The 19,722-nt window shown below is 60.3% G+C and carries 22 protein-coding genes and 1 other RNA gene; 7 read left to right on the forward strand and 16 right to left on the reverse strand.

The annotated features are described in order from the left end of the window. Nucleotides 1-2: 2 nt before the first annotated feature. Together BUE09_RS03175 and BUE09_RS03180 are read right to left on the reverse strand one after the other, a co-directional pair. A complete protein-coding gene (locus BUE09_RS03175; RefSeq protein ID WP_073299247.1) occupies nt 3-632 on the reverse strand; it encodes a thiol:disulfide interchange protein DsbA/DsbL in 630 nt (209 codons plus the stop codon). Between the two features lie 188 nt (nt 633-820). Beyond that, nucleotides 821-1,453, reverse strand: a complete 633-nt coding sequence (locus tag BUE09_RS03180; RefSeq protein ID WP_073299248.1) for a c-type cytochrome — start codon at nt 1,451-1,453, stop codon at nt 821-823. A gap of 276 nt (nt 1,454-1,729) precedes the next feature. Here BUE09_RS03180 and yihA point away from each other — a divergent pair, with 276 nt between their 5' ends. Next, nucleotides 1,730-2,386, forward strand: coding sequence for a ribosome biogenesis GTP-binding protein YihA/YsxC (gene yihA, locus BUE09_RS03185; protein ID WP_073299249.1), 657 nt, complete (start codon nt 1,730-1,732; stop codon nt 2,384-2,386). A gap of 62 nt (nt 2,387-2,448) precedes the next feature. Here the strand turns inward: yihA and gcvP are convergent, their stop codons facing one another. The 9 genes from gcvP to BUE09_RS03230 all read right to left on the reverse strand — a co-directional run bounded on the left by gcvP (nt 2,449) and on the right by BUE09_RS03230 (nt 14,444). After that, nucleotides 2,449-5,325, reverse strand: coding sequence for an aminomethyl-transferring glycine dehydrogenase (gene gcvP / locus BUE09_RS03190; RefSeq protein ID WP_073299250.1), 2,877 nt, complete (start codon nt 5,323-5,325; stop codon nt 2,449-2,451). 104 nt (nt 5,326-5,429) lie between these two features. Then, the gene (gene gcvH / locus BUE09_RS03195; RefSeq protein WP_073299251.1) at nt 5,430-5,819 is read right to left on the reverse strand and encodes a glycine cleavage system protein GcvH; all 390 of its coding nucleotides are present in this window, start codon (nt 5,817-5,819) and stop codon (nt 5,430-5,432) included. Between the two features lie 78 nt (nt 5,820-5,897). Continuing rightward, nucleotides 5,898-6,980 (reverse strand): glycine cleavage system aminomethyltransferase GcvT, encoded by a 1,083-nt coding sequence (gcvT, locus tag BUE09_RS03200; RefSeq protein WP_073299252.1) that lies wholly within the window; start codon nt 6,978-6,980, stop codon nt 5,898-5,900. A 137-nt stretch (nt 6,981-7,117) separates the two neighbouring features. Further along, nucleotides 7,118-8,734 carry an ABC transporter permease gene (locus tag BUE09_RS03205; RefSeq protein ID WP_073299253.1) on the reverse strand — a complete coding sequence of 539 codons (1,617 nt, stop codon included), beginning with the start codon at nt 8,732-8,734 and terminating at the stop codon, nt 7,118-7,120. A gap of 138 nt (nt 8,735-8,872) precedes the next feature. Continuing rightward, nucleotides 8,873-9,874, reverse strand: coding sequence for an extracellular solute-binding protein (locus BUE09_RS03210; RefSeq protein ID WP_073299254.1), 1,002 nt, complete (start codon nt 9,872-9,874; stop codon nt 8,873-8,875). Nucleotides 9,875-9,984: 110 nt separating this feature from the next. Next, nucleotides 9,985-11,205: a 2-octaprenyl-3-methyl-6-methoxy-1,4-benzoquinol hydroxylase gene (locus tag BUE09_RS03215; RefSeq protein WP_073299255.1), complete on the reverse strand. Its 1,221-nt coding sequence runs from the start codon at nt 11,203-11,205 to the stop codon at nt 9,985-9,987. A 160-nt stretch (nt 11,206-11,365) separates the two neighbouring features. Beyond that, nucleotides 11,366-12,544 carry a 2-octaprenyl-6-methoxyphenyl hydroxylase gene (gene ubiH, locus BUE09_RS03220; RefSeq protein ID WP_073299256.1) on the reverse strand — a complete coding sequence of 393 codons (1,179 nt, stop codon included), beginning with the start codon at nt 12,542-12,544 and terminating at the stop codon, nt 11,366-11,368. Further along, entirely contained in the window at nt 12,545-13,876 is a 1,332-nt protein-coding gene (gene pepP / locus BUE09_RS03225; RefSeq protein ID WP_073299257.1) for a Xaa-Pro aminopeptidase, read from the reverse strand. Between the two features lie 13 nt (nt 13,877-13,889). Then, nucleotides 13,890-14,444: a YecA/YgfB family protein gene (locus tag BUE09_RS03230; protein WP_073299258.1), complete on the reverse strand. Its 555-nt coding sequence runs from the start codon at nt 14,442-14,444 to the stop codon at nt 13,890-13,892. A 124-nt stretch (nt 14,445-14,568) separates the two neighbouring features. Between BUE09_RS03230 and BUE09_RS03235 the strand changes: the two genes are divergently transcribed. From BUE09_RS03235 to BUE09_RS03250, 4 genes are all read left to right on the forward strand, one after another. After that, nucleotides 14,569-14,778, forward strand: coding sequence for a TIGR02449 family protein (locus BUE09_RS03235; protein ID WP_073299259.1), 210 nt, complete (start codon nt 14,569-14,571; stop codon nt 14,776-14,778). Further along, complete coding sequence (locus BUE09_RS03240) at nt 14,775-15,089, forward strand: cell division protein ZapA (protein ID WP_019341929.1); 315 nt, start codon at nt 14,775-14,777, stop codon at nt 15,087-15,089. Before BUE09_RS03235 ends, BUE09_RS03240 begins: the two co-directional genes overlap by 4 nt. 33 nt (nt 15,090-15,122) lie before the next feature. Beyond that, nucleotides 15,123-15,301: non-coding RNA, 6S RNA (gene ssrS / locus BUE09_RS03245), on the forward strand. Nucleotides 15,302-15,307: 6 nt separating this feature from the next. After that, on the forward strand, nt 15,308-15,910 hold the full coding sequence (locus tag BUE09_RS03250; protein ID WP_073299487.1) for a 5-formyltetrahydrofolate cyclo-ligase: 603 nt from the start codon (nt 15,308-15,310) through the stop codon (nt 15,908-15,910). Between the two features lie 81 nt (nt 15,911-15,991). On the opposite strand, the gene BUE09_RS20320 is transcribed toward BUE09_RS03250, so the two are convergent. Beyond that, nucleotides 15,992-16,141 (reverse strand): hypothetical protein, encoded by a 150-nt coding sequence (locus BUE09_RS20320; protein WP_167369763.1) that lies wholly within the window; start codon nt 16,139-16,141, stop codon nt 15,992-15,994. 196 nt (nt 16,142-16,337) lie between these two features. On the opposite strand from BUE09_RS20320, the gene BUE09_RS03255 reads away from it, so the two are divergent. Next, nucleotides 16,338-16,787, forward strand: a complete 450-nt coding sequence (locus tag BUE09_RS03255) for an EVE domain-containing protein (protein WP_073299260.1) — start codon at nt 16,338-16,340, stop codon at nt 16,785-16,787. A gap of 26 nt (nt 16,788-16,813) precedes the next feature. Here the strand turns inward: BUE09_RS03255 and BUE09_RS03260 are convergent, their stop codons facing one another. Beyond that, nucleotides 16,814-17,218, reverse strand: a complete 405-nt coding sequence (locus BUE09_RS03260; protein WP_073299261.1) for a flagellar basal body-associated protein FliL — start codon at nt 17,216-17,218, stop codon at nt 16,814-16,816. Between the two features lie 176 nt (nt 17,219-17,394). Between BUE09_RS03260 and BUE09_RS03265 the strand changes: the two genes are divergently transcribed. Then, complete coding sequence (locus BUE09_RS03265) at nt 17,395-18,372, forward strand: NADPH:quinone oxidoreductase family protein (RefSeq protein ID WP_073299262.1); 978 nt, start codon at nt 17,395-17,397, stop codon at nt 18,370-18,372. A 63-nt stretch (nt 18,373-18,435) separates the two neighbouring features. On the opposite strand, the gene secB is transcribed toward BUE09_RS03265, so the two are convergent. The 3 genes from secB to BUE09_RS03280 all read right to left on the reverse strand — a co-directional run bounded on the left by secB (nt 18,436) and on the right by BUE09_RS03280 (nt 19,688). After that, nucleotides 18,436-18,930, reverse strand: coding sequence for a protein-export chaperone SecB (gene secB, locus BUE09_RS03270; protein WP_073299263.1), 495 nt, complete (start codon nt 18,928-18,930; stop codon nt 18,436-18,438). 87 nt (nt 18,931-19,017) lie between these two features. Beyond that, on the reverse strand, nt 19,018-19,272 hold the full coding sequence (grxC, locus tag BUE09_RS03275) for a glutaredoxin 3 (RefSeq protein WP_019341935.1): 255 nt from the start codon (nt 19,270-19,272) through the stop codon (nt 19,018-19,020). Nucleotides 19,273-19,274: 2 nt separating this feature from the next. Next, nucleotides 19,275-19,688 carry a rhodanese-like domain-containing protein gene (locus tag BUE09_RS03280; RefSeq protein ID WP_073299264.1) on the reverse strand — a complete coding sequence of 138 codons (414 nt, stop codon included), beginning with the start codon at nt 19,686-19,688 and terminating at the stop codon, nt 19,275-19,277. Nucleotides 19,689-19,722: the final 34 nt, after the last annotated feature.

Here is a 19,722-nt window from a genome sequence, read left to right on the forward strand (position 1 = left end):
GCTTACCGGGCTGCGCGTTCTTTTTCGATGAGGAAGTCAGCAACTTCCAGGGCGCGCTCCGGGCCGCCGGCGGATCCGATGTCGAAGCGGTACTTGCCGTTGACGATCATCACCGGAACGCCCGTGATCTGATAAGCCATCGCCAGCTTCTTCGCCTGCTCGGCACGGCTCTTCACGCCGAAGGAGTTATAAGCCTTGAGGAAAGCTTGCTTGTCGACACCCTGCTCCTCAAGGAGCCCGGCCATCTTCTCGGGGGTTTCGAGCTTGTTACCGTCGCGATGATAGGCGTTGAACACGGCGTCATGGACCTTCTGCTCGACGCCCATGGATTCCAGCGCAAGGAACATCTGTCCGTGCGTGTTCCAAACGCCGCCGAACATCGCCGGGATGCGCTTGAAGTCGACATCATCAGGCAGTTGTTTGACCCATGGGTTGATTACCGGCTCGAACTGGTAGCAATGCGGGCAGCCATACCAGAACAGTTCGACAACCTCGATCTTGTCCGGCTCGGCAACCGGTACCGGACTCTTCAGCTCGACATATTCCTTTCCAGCCTGGAAATCTGCCGCACTGGCTGAAAAGCCGAACAGACTGGCGGTAACGAGCAGGGCGCTGAGAACAAGTTTACGCATGGTGACTCCCTTGGTAATGAACGGCTGACCGATAGCGCCACAGGCTGCAGCAATTCATCTGTGCTCGCCAGCGCCTTCCGCCGCTTTTCAATATCTTGACAATCATTATAGCGAGGCCAAAAACAAAAAAAGGCGTCCGAGCTTTAGCCCTGAACGCCCTTTTGCAGGCTGACCGGTTTAACTAACGATCAGTGCAGACCCTGGATATAGCTCGAAAGGGCCTGGATATCCTTGTTGCTCAGCTTCGACGCGATGGTACGCATGATTGCCGTATCGCCATCGTTGGTGCGATCACCCTCGCGGAAGTCGGTGAGCTGCTTGGCGGTATAGGCTGCGTGCTGACCACCCAGACGCGGGAAACGCGCCAGGTTATTGCCAACGCCGTCCGGTGCGTGGCAGCCGGAGCAAGCCGGCATGCCCTGTTCCAGCTTGCCACCGCGGTAAAGCTGCTCGCCCTGAGCGACCAGAGCAGGGTCGGCCGTGCCGATGCTCATCTTCTGGCTAGCAAAATAGGCGGCGATGTCCTGGAGATCTTGATCGCTATATGGATCGAGCATACCGGTCATTTCCAGCACCTTACGGCCAACGCCCGGTTCGGCTGTGGGGCTGCTGCCCAACTTGATATCTTGCAGCTGCTTGAACAGGTAGTTCGAGCCTTGGCCTGCGAGTTTCGGGAAGTTCGGTGCGGCACTGTTTCCGTCGGCACCGTGGCAAGCACCACAGACGGCAACCTTTTCTTTTCCGGCTTCTGCATTTCCAGCCGCGTGGGCGATACCGGTGATGCCAAGGGTCAACAGCAGACTCACGAGTACTTTGTTCATCAGCTCATCCAACTACGGCTAAGGGTTTAAAGGAATCTTATTCGGCAGTCCGACCGCTTAGGGCCATGGCGACGCTCGTTATAAACGGGGTGACACTGATCTGGCGCTTTAGCAACGCCTGGGTCGCTCCCGATCCGAGGCAAAAAGCAGTCAACGGAGCGGGCGCCCGATCTCGTTTTTAGACCAAAGCGCACACAAAATCTGCGGCATTATATACTGGCGCTCCTGAAACGGAAATGAACCATTGCCGCACCCCGCGCACTCACCGGAAAGCCCATGCTCCCAAAAAACCCGATTCTAGGCCTCTGCCAGCAAGCCACGTTTATGACCAGTGCCGCCAAGGTCGATCAATGCCCGGCTGACGAGGGCCTGGAAGTCGCTTTCGCCGGTCGCTCGAACGCGGGCAAATCCAGTGCGCTGAACACGCTCACCCATGCCAGCCTCGCCCGCACGTCGAAAACGCCGGGGCGAACCCAGTTACTTAACTTTTTCAGCCTCGACGACGACCACCGCCTGGTCGACCTGCCCGGCTACGGCTATGCGAAAGTGCCGATCCCTCTCAAGCAGCATTGGCAGCGTCATCTGGAGGCCTATCTGAGCAGTCGCGAGAGTCTCGCTGGCGTGTTCCTGATGATGGATATTCGCCATCCGCTGACTGAATTCGACCGCATGATGCTCGACTGGTCCAACGCCAGCGAGATGCCGCTGCATATCCTGCTGACCAAGTCGGACAAGCTCGCCTTTGGCGCGGCGAAGAATGCGCTCCTGGCGATCCAGCGCGATATTCGCAAAGGGTGGGGAGACGGCGTCAGCGTCCAGTTGTTCTCGGCACCGAAACGTCAGGGTGTTGAGGAAGCCCAACTAGTACTGGCGCAGCTGCTTGGGATGATCGGGGAAGAAGGCGACGAGTCTCTCAACGAGCCTTCGCGATAAGGCTGAACCTCAGGGAGCGATGCCGCCCGCTCTGACACAAGGCCAGAACGGGCGGAGCGCACTTACTCGCGATAATCGTCAACCGGTACGCAGGCGCAGAACAGGTTGCGGTCGCCAAATACGTTGTCGACCCGGTTCACCGCAGGCCAATACTTGTGCGCCTGAGTGTGAGCACTCGGTGTCACCCCTTCGGCGATGCTATACGGACGGTCCCACAGGTTGGTTACGTCGGCCAATGTGTGCGGCGCGCGCACCAGCGGATTGTCCTCTGCAGGCCAACCGCCATCCTGCACCCTGGCGATCTCTGCGCGAATGCTCAGCATCGCTTCGACGAAACGATCCAGCTCAGCTTTCGACTCGCTCTCGGTCGGCTCGATCATCAGCGTGCCGGGGACAGGAAAGGACATGGTCGGCGCATGGAAGCCGTAATCGATCAGTCGCTTCGCGACATCCTCCTCGGTGATGCCGGTCTGCGCCTTGAGTGGTCGCAGGTCGATGATGCATTCATGTGCTACGCGGCCGTTACGACCGCTGTAGAGCACCGGGAAAGCTTCACCGAGACGCATCGCGAGGTAGTTGGCACTTAGAATCGCAACCTCGGTCGCATCGCGCAGCTGCGGGCCCATCATGGCGATGTACATCCAGCTGATCGGCAAAATGCTGGCGCTTCCCCAAGGCGCTGCGCTAACGGCGCCATTTTCGGGGTTGGGTCCTTGCAGTTCGATGACCGGATGATTGGAAACAAACGGCTGCAGATGCGCCTTGATGCCGATCGGCCCCATACCCGGACCACCACCGCCGTGCGGAATGCAGAAGGTTTTGTGCAGGTTCATGTGCGAGACGTCGGCGCCGATATCCGCCGGCCGTGCCAGGCCGACCTGGGCATTAAGGTTGGCGCCGTCCATGTACACCTGGCCGCCCTGGGCATGGATCGCTTCGCAGATCTCGCGAATCCCTTCTTCGTACACGCCGTGGGTCGATGGATAGGTGATCATCAGGCACGACAGCTTGTCACCCGCCTCGGCGGCCTTGCGCTTGAGGTCTTCCAGATCTACGTTGCCGGCCTTGTCGCATTCGACGATGACCACGCGCATGCTGACCATCTGTGCCGAGGCCGGATTGGTACCGTGGGCGGACGACGGAATCAGGCAGATATCCCGCTGACCTTCGCCGCGGCTTTCATGATATTTGCGGATCGCTACCAGGCCGGCGTATTCGCCCTGAGCGCCCGAGTTGGGCTGCATGGAGATCGCGTCGAAGCCGGTGATCGCACAGAGCCAGGCTTCCAGCTCGTCAATCATCAGTTTGTAACCCTGAGCCTGTTCCTGCGGCGCGAACGGATGCAGGTTGGCGAATTCCGGCCAGGTGATTGGGATCATCTCGCTGGTGGCGTTGAGCTTCATGGTGCAGGAACCGAGCGGAATCATCGCCTGATTCAGCGCCAGGTCCTTGTTTTCCAGCTGTTTGAGATAGCGCAGCATCTCGGTTTCGCTGTGGTGGCTATTGAACACCGGGTGCGCCAGGTAGCCGCTGCTGCGTTGCAGAGCCGCCGGGATACCGCTGGCAATTTCGCTGGCATCCAACGTTGCCACCTTCAACCCGTGATCTGCTCCAAGGAAGATCGTCAGCAGCTGCTCGACGGTCTGCTCGTTGCACGTCTCGTCGAGGCTGACGCCCAGCTTGCCGCGCCCGAGGATGCGCAGGTTGATCCGAGCGGCACGTGCACTCTCGAGTATCGCAGTCTGCGCGCCGCCGACTTCCAGACTGAGCGTGTCGAAGAAGTGCTGGTTGAGACGCTTGATGCCATTCTTTTCCAGCGCGCCGGCCAGAATCGAGGTCAGTCGATGGGTACGCTGGGCAATGCGCTTGAGCCCTTCAGGGCCGTGGTAGACCGCAAAGCAACTGGCAATATTGGCCAACAGCACCTGCGCGGTACAGATGTTCGAGTTGGCCTTTTCGCGACGGATATGTTGCTCGCGCGTTTGCAGTGCCATGCGCAGCGCCGTGTTGCCTCGGGCATCCTTGGATACGCCAATGATGCGGCCGGGCATGGCGCGCTTGAAGGCATCGCGGGTAGCGAAATAGGCTGCATGCGGACCACCGTAGCCCATCGGCACACCGAAACGCTGAGTCGAACCGAGCACCACATCCGCACCGAGCTCGCCGGGCGGAGTCAGCAGCAGCAGGCTAAGCAGGTCAGCCGCAACGCAAGCCAGCGCTTGCTGGGCATGCAGCGCTTCGATCGCCGGGCGCAGATCGCGAATTTCACCGTGAGTATCGGGGTACTGCAGCAGCGCGCCGAAGACGTCCTGCGCCGCAATATCCTCGAGCGCGCCGACCACCAGCTCGAACCCAAAAGCTTCGGCACGCGTCTGCACCACTGAGAGCGTCTGCGGATGACAGTTCTCATCGACGAAGAAGCGGTTGCTTTTGCTCTTGGCCATGCGCCGCGCCAGGGTCATGGCCTCCGCTGCAGCGGTTGCCTCATCGAGTAGCGAGGCGTTGGCCAGGTCGAGACCGGTAAGGTCGATGGTCAACTGCTGGAAATTCAACAGCGCTTCCAGCCGCCCCTGAGCAATCTCCGGCTGATAGGGCGTGTAAGCGGTGTACCAGCCCGGGTTCTCCAGCACGTTGCGCAGGATAACGGGCGGCGTGATGGTGCCGTGGTAACCCATGCCAATCAGGCTGGTCCAGAGCTGGTTCTGTTGCGCGTAGCCTCGCAAGCGCGCCAGTGCTTCCTGTTCATCCAGCGCGGCCGGCAGCGCCAGGTCGTCTTGCAGACGAATCGCCGGCGGCACGGTCTGCTTGATCAACTCTTCACGGCTGGACAAGCCGAGCGCTTCGAGCATGGCTTGCTGTTCCGTCGCATCAGGGCCGAGATGACGACGCAGAAAGGCGTCAGGTTGCTGGAGCTGGGAAAGGCGCGGCACTTGAGACATCACTGCTTCTCTCGGAAAAGAAAAGCCCCGGCATATCGGACTGCTGTGAAAAACGATGCTCGATTTTCACACGTCTGCGTTGCGGGGCTTTTGAGTTGGAACGCTTAGGCTTCGGCGTCGCAGGCGGCTTTGTAGCCCGCTGCGTCGAGCAGATTTTCCAGTTGCGAGGCGTCGCTCGGCTTAAGCCGGAAGAACCAGCTGCCATAGGGTTCGCTGTTGACACCTTCCGGCGAATCCGTGAGCTGTTCGTTGATCGCGACCACTTCTCCGGAAATTGGCGCATAGATATCCGAAGCGGCCTTCACCGACTCCACCACACCCGCTTGTTGCCCGGCGGTCAGCTGCTGGCCAACCTCTGGCAGCTCCACATATACCACGTCACCCAGGGCTTCCTGGGCATGATCGGAGATACCAACGCTCACACTTCCGTCGGCTTCGAGACGGGCCCACTCGTGGCTGGCGGCGTAACGCAGATCGCTGGGGATGTCGCTCATTCGTATGTCCTCATAAAGCTGTCGGTTTGCGTGCGTAGCAAGCTCTGCGGCTCACTAGCGGATAGCGGTTGGCCGAATTTACACCAGTACTTTGCCGTGACGCACGAACGTCGGTTGCACCACACGCACGGGATACCACTTACCACGAATTTCCACCTCTGCCCGGTCACCCGCCCCGGCAGGAACCCGCGCCAGCGCGATGGCTTTGCCAAGCGTAGGCGAAAAACTGCCGCTGGTGATCTCGCCTTCGCCGACGCCGTTGATGCGAACGGTCTGATGGGCACGCAAAACGCCACGCTCTTCGAGCACCAGCCCTACCAGTTTCGGTAGATCGCTTTGCGCCTTCTGAGCTTCCAGCTCGGCGCGACCTATAAAGTCACGCTCGGCCGGCTCCCATGCCACGGTCCAGGCCATGTTGGCCTGCAGCGGCGAAACGTCCTCAGTCATATCCTGGCCGTACAGATTCAGCCCAGCCTCCAGTCGCAGCGTGTCACGTGCGCCCAGTCCGATAGGTGAAATTCCGGCACCGACCAGTTCGCTGAGAAAATCCGGAGCTTGCTCGGCCGGCAGGATGATTTCCAAGCCGTCCTCGCCCGTATAGCCCGTGCGACCAATGAACCAATCGCCGACGGCGCGGCCGTGAAACGGCTTGAGCTCGTGAATCAACGCAGCTCGGGCCTGGCTGACCAGCTCCGAAGTGCGCACCCGTGCGTGGGGACCCTGGATAGCCAGCATCGCCAACTCGGGTCGCTCGGTCACATCCACAGCAAACCCCTCGGTTTGCGCTTGCATCCAGGCCAAATCCTTGTCGCGGGTACTGGCGTTGACCACCAGGCGATAACCCCAGTCGGTGAGGTAGACGATCAGGTCATCGACCACGCCGCCACGCTCGTTGAGCATCGCTGAATAAAGTGCTTTGCCCACCTGTCCGAGGCGGCCAACATCGTTGGCCAGCAGGCGCTGGAGATAGGCTTTGGCATCCGCTCCCTCGACATCGACGACCGTCATGTGGGAGACGTCGAACACGCCACAATCACGTCGCACCTGATGATGCTCTTCAACCTGGGAGCCGTAATGCAGCGGCATGTCCCAGCCACCGAAGTCGACCATTTTGGCGCCAAGTGCAAGGTGCTGATCGTAGAGGGGAGTACGCTGACCCATGGGTTTCTCCTTCCGGGCAGGTCGCCGAAGCGGCGTGGGTAGAGCTTATTAGGGCCGAGCAACAGGCCCGACGTTTTTTGGATGGCGCGCATTGTAGCCCCAAGGCCGTGACAGGTCACGGTGAGGCGATGGAGCGCTCAACCGACTCGCCGAGCAGAGCGACGGATCAACAGAATGACCGGCAACAGTCCAACCATCACCAGTGTCAGCGCCGGCAGGGCCGCACGCGCCCACTCGCCTTCGCTGGTCATCTCGAAGATCCGCACCGACAGCGTGTCCCAACCGAACGGCCTCATCAGCAACGTGGCCGGCATTTCCTTGAGCACATCGACGAATACCAACAAGGCGGCGCTCAGCGTGCCGGGCAGCAGCAGCGGCAAATAGACACGGAAGAATAATGCCGGCCCGCCGACACCCAGGCTGCGCGACGCTTGCGGCAAAGACGGTCGGATGCGTGCCAGCGCGCTTTCCAGTGGACCGAACGCTACCGCCATGAAGCGAATCAGGTAAGCCAGCAGCAAGGCACCGAGACTTCCGAGCAAGATCGGCTTTTCCGCTCCTCCGAGCCAGCCGGACAGCGGAACCACCAGTTCGCGATCCAGGTAGCTGAACGCGAGCATGATCGACACGGCCAACACCGACCCCGGCAGGGCATAACCCAGATTCGCCAAGCCTACAGCCATTTTTATCGGACGCAGCGGTGCCTGACGTCGCGCAAAAGCCAGCAACAGCGCCACGGTTACCGTGATCAGGGCCGCCAGGCCGCCCAGGTAGAGCGTGTGCAGGATCAAGCCGGTGTAGCGCTCATCGAGATCAAAGCGGCCACGCTGCCAGAGCCAGACCAGCAACTGCAGCACGGGTATGACGAAGGCGCAGAGAAACACCAGACCACACCAGCTGCTCGCGGCCAGAGCCTTGAAGCCGCGGAGGCGATAAAGGACGGCCGAACGCGCCCGGTCGTTCGCCGGCCTGGCCGCACCGCGCGCACGCCGCTCGCCGTAGAGCACCAGCATCACTGCCAACAACAACAAACTGGCCAGCTGGGTCGCGCTGGTGAGACTGAAAAACCCGTACCAGGTCTTGTAGATAGCCGTGGTGAACGTATCAAAATTGAACACCGCCACGGCACCGAAATCGGCCAGTGTTTCCATCAACGCCAAGGCCAAGCCAGCGCCAATAGCCGGCCGCGCCATCGGCAATGCGACACTCCAGAAAGCCTTCCAGGGGGATTTACCGAGAACTCGCGCCGCCTCCATCAAGCCTTTGCCCTGGGCAATGAAGGCTGAGCGGGCAAGCAGATAGACATACGGGTAGAAAACCAGCACCAGCACGGTGATCACACCGCCAGTGGACCGTACCCGCGGAAAGCGCACCCCACTGCCAAACCACTCGCGAGCCAGCGTCTGCACCGGCCCGGCGAAATCGAGCAGCCCGATGAAGACGAACGCCAGCACATAGGCGGGAATGGCAAAAGGCAGCATCAGCGCCCAATCCAGCCAGCGCCGCCCTGGAAATTCGCACAGGGAGGTCAGCCAGGCGAGGCTGACTCCGAGCACGGTTACACCCACCGAAACGCCCAGAACAAGCGTTAGCGTATTGCCCAGCAGACGCGGCATCTGGGTCTGCCAGAGATGCGACCAGATGCCGGTATCGATATCGCTCCAACTGAACAACAGGACGCTCAGCGGCAGCAATACCAGCGCGGCAACTGCCAAAGTGATGGGATACCAACGGCGCTCGACGGGGTGGGACACGCAAGCCTCAAAAAGCAAAAAAGACGACGCCCCCGGCATGCGGGGGCGTCGATTATAGCCGTAGCTGCAAACAGCAAAGCCAGGCTTTCAGACATGTACGGAGCCTGCTGCCTATCTACGCGGCCAGCCGATAGCGGCTTATCGCCAACCGGCGCGGTCCATCAGCATGATCGCTTCAGCCTGACGCTTACCGGCGACTTCGACCGGGATGGTGTCCGCTTTAAAGTCACCCCAAGCAGAGACCTCAGCCGACGACTTCACTTCGGGGTTCGCCGGGAATTCCATGTTGATATCGGCAAAGATGCTCTGCGCTTCGGGGGTGGTCATCCACTCGACCAGCTTGCGTGCAGCCTCGGGGTGCGGCGCGTGCTTGGTCAGGCCGATGCCCGACAGGTTGACGTGCACACCACGACCGTCCTGATTCGGCCAGAAAAGCTTGGCTTTCAGATCGCGGTTTTGCGCATGCAGGCGCCCGTAGTAGTAGGTGTTGACGATACCTACATCACACTGGCCGGCATCGATTGCCTGAATCAACGCAGTGTCGTCGGCAAACACGTCTGTCGCCAGGTTGTTGACCCAGCCCTTGATGATCTCTTCAGTCTTCTCGGCGCCATGGGTTTCGATCAGCGTGGCGGTCAAAGACTGGTTGTAAACCTTCTTGCTGGTCCGCAGGCACAGGCGGCCTTCCCAGTTCTTATCGGCCAGGGCTTCGTAGGTCGTCAGCTCGCCCTCTTCGACACGCTCAGGCGAGTAGACAATGGTCCGCGCCCGCAACGACAAACCCGTCCAGCCGTCGGTAGAAGAGCGGTACTGCGAAGGGATGTTGTCGTTCACTACCGCCGAGCTCATCGGCTGCAGGATACCCATCTGCTCGGCCTGCCAGAGGTTGCCGCCGTCGACCGTCAGGAGCAGGTCCGCCGGCGTATTTTCGCCTTCCGCCTTGATGCGGGCCATCAGCGGTGCTTCCTTGTCGGTGATGAACTTGACGTCAACGCCCGTCTTGGCCGTGTAGGCATCGAAAACCGGCTTGATCAGCTCATCGATCCGCGAAGAGTAGACCACTACTTCCTCGGCAGCCTGTACCGCACTCGACAGCGCGGTGAGCGCGAGAACGGCGAGTAAACCTTTGCTTGCCTGCATGGATCAGCCTCTTAGAAATAGTTCAAGAGGCTGAATAGTAGTGAATGTCATTTACTTTCTCAACGCGACAATTCGCGCGTCCGTCGATGGCGAAGCCTGCAACCGATCGATCAGAGCCGAGCCAGGTCCGGCACATCTCCGCTCAAACCCAGCGCCTGGCGAACGAACAGCGCTTTGGCCGCCGGCAGTGACTGAACGCCCTTGAGGCCGGCGTTGCGCAACCAACGCAGCGGCAGCGGGTCGGCCTGGAACAGGCGCTCGAACCCCTCCATTGTCGCCATCATGGTCAAATTATGTGGCATCCGTCGCCGCTCGAAACGCCCCAACACCCGCGGATCGCCCAGCCGGGCACCGCGCTCCAAAGCGGCCTGCAACACTTCTGCAAGCACCGCTGCGTCGAGCAACCCAAGGTTGACGCCCTGCCCGGCCAACGGATGAATGGTATGTGCCGCATCACCAATCAATGCCAGACCGGGCTGCACGTAACGCTTGGCATGGCGCTGGCGCAGCGGGATACACAGCCGCGGATCGGCCTCGACGATCTCGCCCAAACGGAATTCGAACGCTCCTCCAAGGGCCTGACGGAACGCAACATCGTCCAGCATCATCAGCCGTTGTGCCTCGGCCTCGGTGACAGACCAGACGATGGAGCACCAGTGGGTGTCGCCCTCCCGCTGCAAAGGCAGGAACGCCAACGGTCCTTCGTCGGTGAACCGCTGCCACGCGGCCTGCTGGTTCGGCTCGGCACAGCGCACGCTGGTGACTATGGCGTGATGCAGATAATCCCATTCGCGGGTTTCAAAGCCGGCCAGCTGGCGGACCGTAGAGTTGGCGCCGTCCGCCGCGACTACAAGGCCGGCGCTCAGCTGCTGCCCGTCAGTTAGCGTCAGAGTCCATCCGTCCTCGCTCTGCTGCAGTTGCTCGAGACGCGCATTGCCCTTGAGTTCTACCGCACCGTGGTTCTTCAGCGCCTCCAGCAGAGCATCCTGCACGACCCGATTCTCGACGATGTGACCTAATACATCGGCATGCACCGCGGCCGCGGAGAAATCAATATGGCCAGTGCCGGAACCATCCCAAACATGCATGTCGAGATAGGGGCTGGCGCGTCGGCTGACAATCCCCTGCCAGGCGCCCACACGCTGGAGAATTCGCTGACTGGCAGCCGACAGGGCACTGACGCGAGGTTCAAAGGAGTCCGAGGATTTGAACGGCTGCACTTCCAGCGGTCCGCCGTCGACCAGTTTGATGGTGAGGCCGGAGTCCTGCAGGGCCAGGGCCAAGGTACTGCCAACCATCCCAGCGCCAACGATGATGAGGTCCGCTTGCATTAACTGTTCTCCTGTTCACCTAGCCTGGATATCTGGCCGGTTTACTCGTCTGCGCTGACGCGCTCAAGCATCGTGCCCTACGGCTCAGCATGGCCGCTGCTGGTTCGGAATACTGCTGTTTCGGTATGCGATGCCTGCCGAGGCGGCGCATTCGACACGCCTAGCGCTCGCGTACACCCATTCCCATCGCCTGCCGTGCGAACCAGGCCTTGGCGGGGGGCAGCACATCCAGCCCCAGCAACCCGAGATTTCGCCCGGCAATGGAAAGGCGCGCCGAATCGCCAAACAGCTGGGTCAATTGGTCGGAAAAACCCACCGTGAGGCGCTGATCCGAACGCTGCTGTCGATGGTAAGCCTGCAGCACGCCCAGGTTGCCCGGCAGCGCCGAACTGCTCAACAGCGCGGCCGCTAGGGCCTCGGTGTCGCGTAAGGACAGGTTGTAACCCTGCCCGGCGATAGGGTGCAAGCTGTGCGCAGCATTGCCCAGCACGACCAGACCGGAGCGCACCTGCTCTTGCGCCTCGATCAGCGCCAGCGGATAGAGGTGCCGCGCGCCAACCTGCTGGAAACCACCGAGCCGATAGCCGAATGCCTGCTGCAGCTCCTCGAGGAACTCCGCTTCAGGGATCACAGCAAGACGCGCCGCATCCCGCTCCGGGCGCGTCCAAACCAGGGCGCAGCGATTGTCCGGCAGCGGCAGCAAGGCCATCGGCCCTTCATCGGTGAAGCGCTCGAACGCGCGACCGCCGTGAGGCGTGCCGGGCGTGACGTTGGCGATCAACGCCGTCTGCCCATAAGGAGACTGCTTGATCTCGATGCCGAGCTGCTCGCGTAGCCCCGAACGGCCACCATCGGCCAGAACCGCGAGATTGCAGTCGAGCGTCTCACCGTCAGTCAGCGACAGCTGATAGCCGCCCGCCACGGCTCGCATGCGCTCGACTTCCGCGGGGCAGTGACGAATCACCACATCATCATCGAGTGCCTGCCAGAGGCAATGACCGATCCAGGCGTTTTCCACAACGTAGCCCAGCGCCGGCACACGCTGACTGGCGGCATCGAGCCGGGTGAAACCTGCGCGACCACGGTCGGAGACATGAATATCAGTGATCGGCTCTGCACGCTCGGCAATCAGATCCCATACGCCCAAGCGCTGGTAGATAAGCCGGGTCCCGTAGGACAACGCCGTAGAACGTGCGTCGTAGCTGGGCTGGTAGTCGTTGCCCGGCTCGAACGGCTCAATCAGCTCGATCGTCCAGCCGCGCGCTTTCGCGCCACATTGCAGGGCCAACGCCAAACTGGCACCAACCAGCCCGCCCCCAATGATCGCCAGCGCTGCCATCTACGCGACCTCGGCGGAAACCGCCATCAAGGCCTCGATCTCGGCAACCGCCTTAGGTACGCCGCCAGTAAGAATTTCACAACCATTGCGAGTCACCACCACATCGTCTTCGATGCGCACGCCGATGCCGCGCCACTTCTTCGCCACGTCCTGATTGTCAGGCGCGATATAGATGCCCGGTTCGACGGTCATAGCCATGCCTGGCTCAAGCACGCGCCATTCGCCGCCGACTTTGTAATCCCCGACATCATGCACATCCATACCCAGCCAGTGGCCGGCGCGATGCATATAGAAAGGCTTGTAGGCCTCTGCACTAATCAATTCGTCGACGTCACCCTGGAGCACCCCCAGCTCGACCAGCCCGGCCGTAATGACTTGCACGGTCGCCTCGTGGGCCTCGTTCCAATGCTTACCAGGTGCGATGTGCTTGAAGGCTTCTTCATTAGCGGCCAGCACCAGTTCGTAAATCGCTTTCTGTTCGGGCGAGAAGCGGCCGTTGACCGGAAACGTTCGGGTGATGTCACTGGCATAGCAGTCAATTTCACAACCAGCGTCGATCAACACCAGATCGCCGTCCTTCAGCAGCGCACCGTTCTCGCGGTAGTGCAGGATGCAGGCATTCTTTCCAGCCGCGACTATCGACCCATAAGCGGGCATCTTCGCCCCGCCCTTACGAAACTCGTAATCCAGCTCAGCTTCAAGGTGGTATTCGTAGAGCCCCGGCCGGCTGGCCTGCATGGCACGGATGTGGGCACGTGCAGAAATGTCGGCCGCCTGCTTCATCACCTTCACTTCGTTCGCCGATTTGTACAGGCGCAGGTCGTGCAGCAGGTGATCGAGCGCGACAAACTCATTCGGCGGCTGCGCGCCCTGGCGCGCTTTGGAACGGATGGTGTTGATCCACTCCATCAACCGATGGTCGAATTCCTGATTGCTGCCGATGGCGTAGTAGACCCGTGAACGCCCCTCGATCAGACCGGGAAGAATGTCGTCGATATCACCAATGGGAAAGGCATCGTCAGCGCCATACTCGGCGATGGCGCCGTCCTGACCCGCGCGCAGGCCATCCCACAATTCCCGGGCAGGATCGCGCTCCCGGCAGAACAGCACGTATTCGCCGTGTTCCCGGCCCGGGATCAGCGCAATCACAGCCTCAGGCTCGGGGAATCCCGATAGATACTGAAAATCGCTGTCCTGACGGTAGATATGCTCGACGTCTCGATTGCGGATGTACATCGGCGCTGCCGGCAGGATGGCAATGCTGTTGGGCTCCATCTCCGCCATCAGCGCCTTGCGCCGGCGAACGTATTCGGTTCTGGGGATGCGGGTCATGGACAGACGGTCCTCAATGCAGGGAGGGCTTGGGTATCGGCGGCACGGGCTTGGCGCACTCAGTGAACAACAGCAAGGGCGCGACGCGCAGATATTCCATGACTTCCATGTAGTCGCTTTCGCCGTCCTCGGACTCGTCCAGCGAATCCTGTATCTGCGCTATGGCGGCCATATCCTGCAGGACTTCGACGGCCTCACCGCTCAGCGCACGGTCACCGGCGATCAGTCCGAAGCCGGCCAGGAAGCTCTGACACCACTGCCCCAGCGCGAGTGCGCGTTCGGCAAGCGGCGCATCATCGGAGGGCAGCAGCAGCACAATGGCAATGTCGTCGCCGGCGAGTTCGCCTTTGACCATTTCCTGTAGGCCGATGAGCGCTTGGCGCACCGGCTCGTCAGGTTCAGCACCCAGCAGCTCGACCGCATCGATCAGCCAGGATTCGGCGTCGAAGCCAGCGCCGGCGCAACTGCGCCCGAGCAACAGGCCATGCAGCTCGGCGGGTGTGACGGGTTGGGCACTGCTGGCCAGCAATGTAGCGAAAGCAGCGTAAGGCGAGTTCTGAATGGGCATTGGTAGCTAGGCGCGCAGAGGCGCTAATGTCTAGAATGAAGGCCTTGTATCCTAGCATCGGCATACGAGCCAAGACCATCGAAGCCGGCCCACCCAGCGCTCGCGCCATTGACCCGGGAATCCCATGGAAGACGCCGACCTGCAACTGCTGACAGTCAAGCTTGAGCAGCTGATTCAGCGCACCGAGCAACTCAAGGCGCAGAATCGCCTCCTGCGCCAGAGTGAGCAGGCGTGGCGCGAGGAGCGCGCCCATCTGATTGAAAAGAACGAAATGGCCCGCGTGAAGGTCGAATCAATGATTTCGCGCCTGAAAGCTCTGGAGCAGGACTCATGACCCAGCCGAACACCGTTACCGTGCACATTATGGATAAGGAATATTGTATTTCCTGCCCGTCCGAAGAGCGCAGCAATCTCGAAGGCGCCGCGCATTATCTGGACCGCAAAATGCGCGAGATTCGCAGCAGCGGCAAAGTCATCGGCGCCGATCGCGTTGCGGTCATGGCAGCGCTAAATATCACTCACGAACTGCTTCACAAGCATGACCGTCTGGATGCCGAAGCAAACAGCGCCCGCGAACACGTTCGCACCTTGCTGGAAAGGGTCGATAGCGCCCTGGCCGCCGATCCAAACCCTTCCGGCAACTGATGAACGGCAGGCAGATTGCGTTATAATCCCGCCCACTCCCTGGCATGTTCGCCAGTCGGCGATGACCCTCTCCCGATAAGCAACACCATGGAGGCTACACGTAGTGCCGGTGTGCATGTCCGCCTGACGGAAAGCCTTAAGGTACTCTGTAGTCGCCACCTTGAACTCTCGGGTTCAAGGGCCTACGCGGGCAGCGGCATGCTGGGGAGCCTCATTTCATGATCGTAGCCGAAGGCCTTTCTCGCCCGGCGCTGCGACGCAAACTGCGCCAGGCGCGTCGCAAGCTGTCTCCGACCCAGCAGCGTCGGGCAGCACTGGATCTCTACCGACAACTTGCCCAGCATCCGATCCTTCGTCGTGCTCGTCATATTGCCCTCTACTTGCCCAATGATGGCGAGATTGACCCTCGTCCGCTTCTGCAAGAAGCACAGCGACGAGGCAAGGCGACTTACCTGCCGGTTGTCAACGCCTGGCCGCGGACGCGCATGGTCTTTCAACGAATAATGCCGAACGAACGATTGAAGCCGAATCGCTTTGGCATCGCGGAGCCCGCGTTTCGCCCGGCAAGACAGCGACGCATCTGGACGCTTGATCTAGTGCTAATGCCTTTAGTGGGATTTGATGAAAGCGGCGGACGCCTGGGCATGGGCGGCGGATTTTATGATCGCAGCCTGGCGTATCGCGGCAGGCGCAAAAATGGTCACAAACCGACACTATTAGGGCTAGCTCACGAGTGTCAGAAGGTTGATTGTCTTCCTTTGGCCAGCTGGGATGTTCGCCTGCAGGCTACGGTGACTGATGACGGCTGGTATGCGAACTAAGCGGGGCAGAAGTAAAACGGATAGAAATACGCGTAAGCACTAGAGCGCGCGTAGCAGGCCGCATCCGTGCGGCGAATCAGCTCAACGCTGAAGTTGTTGCGAGTGACTGACCGGAACTGCCGAAGAGATGTCGTCCGGTCGTTCCCACAATCCTTGGGTATAGCCCGTAGTCACCACGCCGAGACCGAAAATCAGCACTAGGACCCAAAGAATATCTGGTTTACGTTTCATAGTTTTCGCCTCCCCCTGCCAGGCGAATAATCGTTCGTCGAGTCAGTATCGTTGTGTTTTTTCAGACTCAACACGGCCAACCTCAAGCGCGGCATTCTCCGCCATGCCTCGGCCCAGCGCAAACCAGCGCTGCGACCGACTGTCGGGGACTTCGCGTTAGAGAATCCTTCCAAGCAGATAGCAGAGAGCAAAGACCATGCCGTACTGGCTGATGAAGTCCGAGCCGGACGAATTTTCCATCCAAGATTTGGAAAGACTCGGCAGGAGTCGCTGGGATGGTGTGCGTAGTTACCAGGCGCGGAACTTCATGCGACAGATGGCCGACGGGGATGGCTTCTTCTTCTACCATTCCAGCTGCGCCACGCCCGGCATTGCAGGAATCGGCCGCATCGCAAGCACTGCCTACCCGGACCCGACTGCAACGGACCCCGACAGCCCCTATTTCGATCCCCGGACCAACGGCGTGACCAATCCTTGGAGTGCGGTCGATGTCGACTTCGTCGAGAGCCTGCGATCCGTCATCGCGCTGCCTCGATTGAAAGCAGAACCGGCGCTCGTGCAGATGCCCCTGGTGCAGAAGGGCAGCCGGCTCTCGGTGATGCCCGTCAGCGAAGACGAATGGCACGCGATACTGGCCATGCGCTGAGTCAACCTTGCGCTAGCCGAAGCAGCTCATTGCACGATCAGGTTGTTGAACAGCAGATCGTCCACCAGAGGCTGGCCTTCTTCTTGGGAGAGAACGACCTGCACCTGCTTGAGCGCCTCCTGCCGCAGCGCCTCCTTGGCTTCGACTGTGCCGATGCTGGCATCGGTCTGCTGTGAAAAAAGCGTCACCAGCTGGTTGCGAATCAACGGTTCGTGATGCTTGACCTTCGCCTCCGCCTCAGCCCCACTGACACGCAGAGCGATGTCGGCCTTGTAATACTTCAGCCGGCCTTCCGAACCGTAATTACCCACCAGCGCAGGCACCAGGGCGTAATAGATGGTTTTCTTAGCAGCAGCTTCGGATTCAGACGTTTCGGCAACAACCGGCAGCGCTATAACCAGAACGAACAACAGACAGAAAATACGTTTCACAAGACAGCTCCGGACATTGCGACCTTCAGCATAACCAGTGTCGGGCACGGACCCAAGCCCGGCCTTATGGCCTGCCATCAGGGCGGACCATGCTTGTTGCGCCCGACGGGCAGGCTCCTAGACTGACCGAACGCAATAGCGGCCTTGGCCCCATTTCCAACAATAAAGGTAACCCGATGAAAGCTGTCCTGTGCAAAGCATTCGGCCCGGCCGAAAATCTCGTCATCGAAGAAGTCGACAGCCCGCAGATCAAGAAGAGCGAAGTGCTGCTCGACGTGCATGCAGCCGGTGTCAACTTTCCAGATACGTTGATGATCGAAGGGAAATACCAGTTCAAACCACCCTTTCCGTTCTCCCCCGGTGGTGAAGCGGCAGGCGTCGTTGCCGCAGTTGGCGAAAAGGTTACCCATCTGAAAGTCGGTGACAGGGTGATGGGGCTGACCGGCTGGGGCAGCTTTGCCGAACAAGTTGCAGTACCTGGGGACAGCGTTCTGCCGATTCCACCAACGATGGATTTCGATACGGCTGCGGCGTTCAGCATGACCTACGGCACTTCGATGCACGCATTGAAACAGCGCGCCAACCTGCAGCCCGGTGAGACCTTACTGGTGCTTGGCGCCTCCGGCGGCGTTGGTCTGGCCGCCGTGGAGATTGGCAAAGCCATGGGTGCGAAGGTGATCGCCGCAGCCTCTACCGCTGAAAAGCTTGAGGTTGCCAAACAGGCCGGCGCCGATGAGCTGATCAATTACACCGAGACCAGCCTCAAGGAGCGCTTGAAGGAACTCACTGCGGGCCAGGGCGTGGATGTGATTTACGATCCGGTAGGCGGCCAGCTGTTCGAAGAAGCATTTCGTAGCATCGCCTGGAACGGCCGCATGCTAGTGGTCGGCTTCGCCGCTGGAGAGATCCCATCGCTGCCAGCCAACCTACCGCTGCTCAAGGGCGCGTCACTGATCGGAGTTTTCTGGGGTAGCTTCGCGCGGCGCCAACCGCATGACAACGCCGCCAACTTTAAGCAGCTGTTCGAGTTGCACGCCGAGGGCAAGCTCAAACCTCTGGTGTCGCAGACCTTCGCGCTTGAAAAGGCCGCTGACGCGATCACTACGCTGGCGCAGCGCAGGGCGGTCGGCAAGTTGGTCGTAAAGGTACGCTAAGCGCGGTCGAGACTACCCGCGGGACGCGAGGGCGCCCCGCGGTAGGGTGAAACAAGGGATCGATCAGTGGGCAGTGGCCGGCGTTTCGCCGCCCTGCTGCATGCGCGCCATTTCCTGAGCGTAGAGCGCATCGAAGTTCACTGGCGCCAGCATCAACGCCGGGAAGGAACCGCGCGTGACCAGGCTGTCGAGCGCTTCCCGTGCATAGGGGAACAGAATATTCGGGCAGAACGCGCCAAGCGTGTGGCTCATGGCCTGTGCTTCAAGACCCTTGATCAAGAAGATACCGGCCTGCTGCACTTCAGCAATGAACGCCACTTCTTCACCGGTCTTGACCGTTACGGATAGCGTCAGCACCACCTCGTGGAAATCACCTTCCAGCGACTTCTGCTTGGTGTTCAGATCCAATGCAACGCTCGGATTCCACTCCTGGCGGAAGATTTCCGGACTCTTTGGGGCTTCGAAAGAGAGGTCGCGGACATAGATCCGCTGCAGGGAAAACTGCGCGCCCTGCTCTTCCTGACCCGCGGCGGCACCGTTGTTTGCTTGTTCAGTCATGTGAAGCCTTCTTGTTGTGCATGTCGTGTTTGAATCGTCCTGCAGGTAGCTGCGTTTGCCGACTGCCTACAGTCCTAATTGGTCGAGTCACGCCTTGAGCATCGCATCCAGGCGGCCAGCCCGCTCCAATGCGTGCAGCTCGTCGCAGCCACCGACGTGTTCATCACCGATCCATATCTGCGGCACCGAGGTCCTGCCGGCCTTCGCCGCCATCTCAGAGCGCAAGGCAGGCTTACCGTCGACGGGGATTTCCTCGTAGCTGACGCCCTTGCGATCAAGCAGGCTCTTGGCTCTGATACAGAACGGGCACCAGGCGGTGGTGTACATGACGACTTTGGACATAGTTATTTGACCACTGGCAGATTTTCGCCGCGCCAGCTGGAAATCCCTCCGGACAGCTTCGCGGCAGTGAAGCCCGCCTTCTGCAGCTCACGGCAGGCCGTTCCGGCGTGCTGGCCCATGGCATCGACGACTACTAATGTCTTGCCCTTGTGCTTTTCCAGCTCGCCCAGTCGGCTGACCAGCTTCTCGTGCGGAATGTTCAATGAATCGACAATATGGCCGGCGTCGAACTCCTTCTTTGCTCGCACGTCCAACACCACGCCTTCGTCGCGGTTGACCAGGCCGGTCAGTTCGCGGTTGCTCAGGCTCTTGCCACCCTTGAGCGACTCGGTGATGGCGAGGAGAACTAGCAACACCAGAAAGATGCTGACCAGAACATAGTGGTTAGAGACAAATTCAATCAGGTTAGCGACCATCTAAAGGGTACCCGGAGGATAAAATGCGGGCCAG

Source organism: Stutzerimonas xanthomarina DSM 18231 (genome assembly GCF_900129835.1).
Classification (GTDB): domain Bacteria; phylum Pseudomonadota; class Gammaproteobacteria; order Pseudomonadales; family Pseudomonadaceae; genus Stutzerimonas; species Stutzerimonas xanthomarina.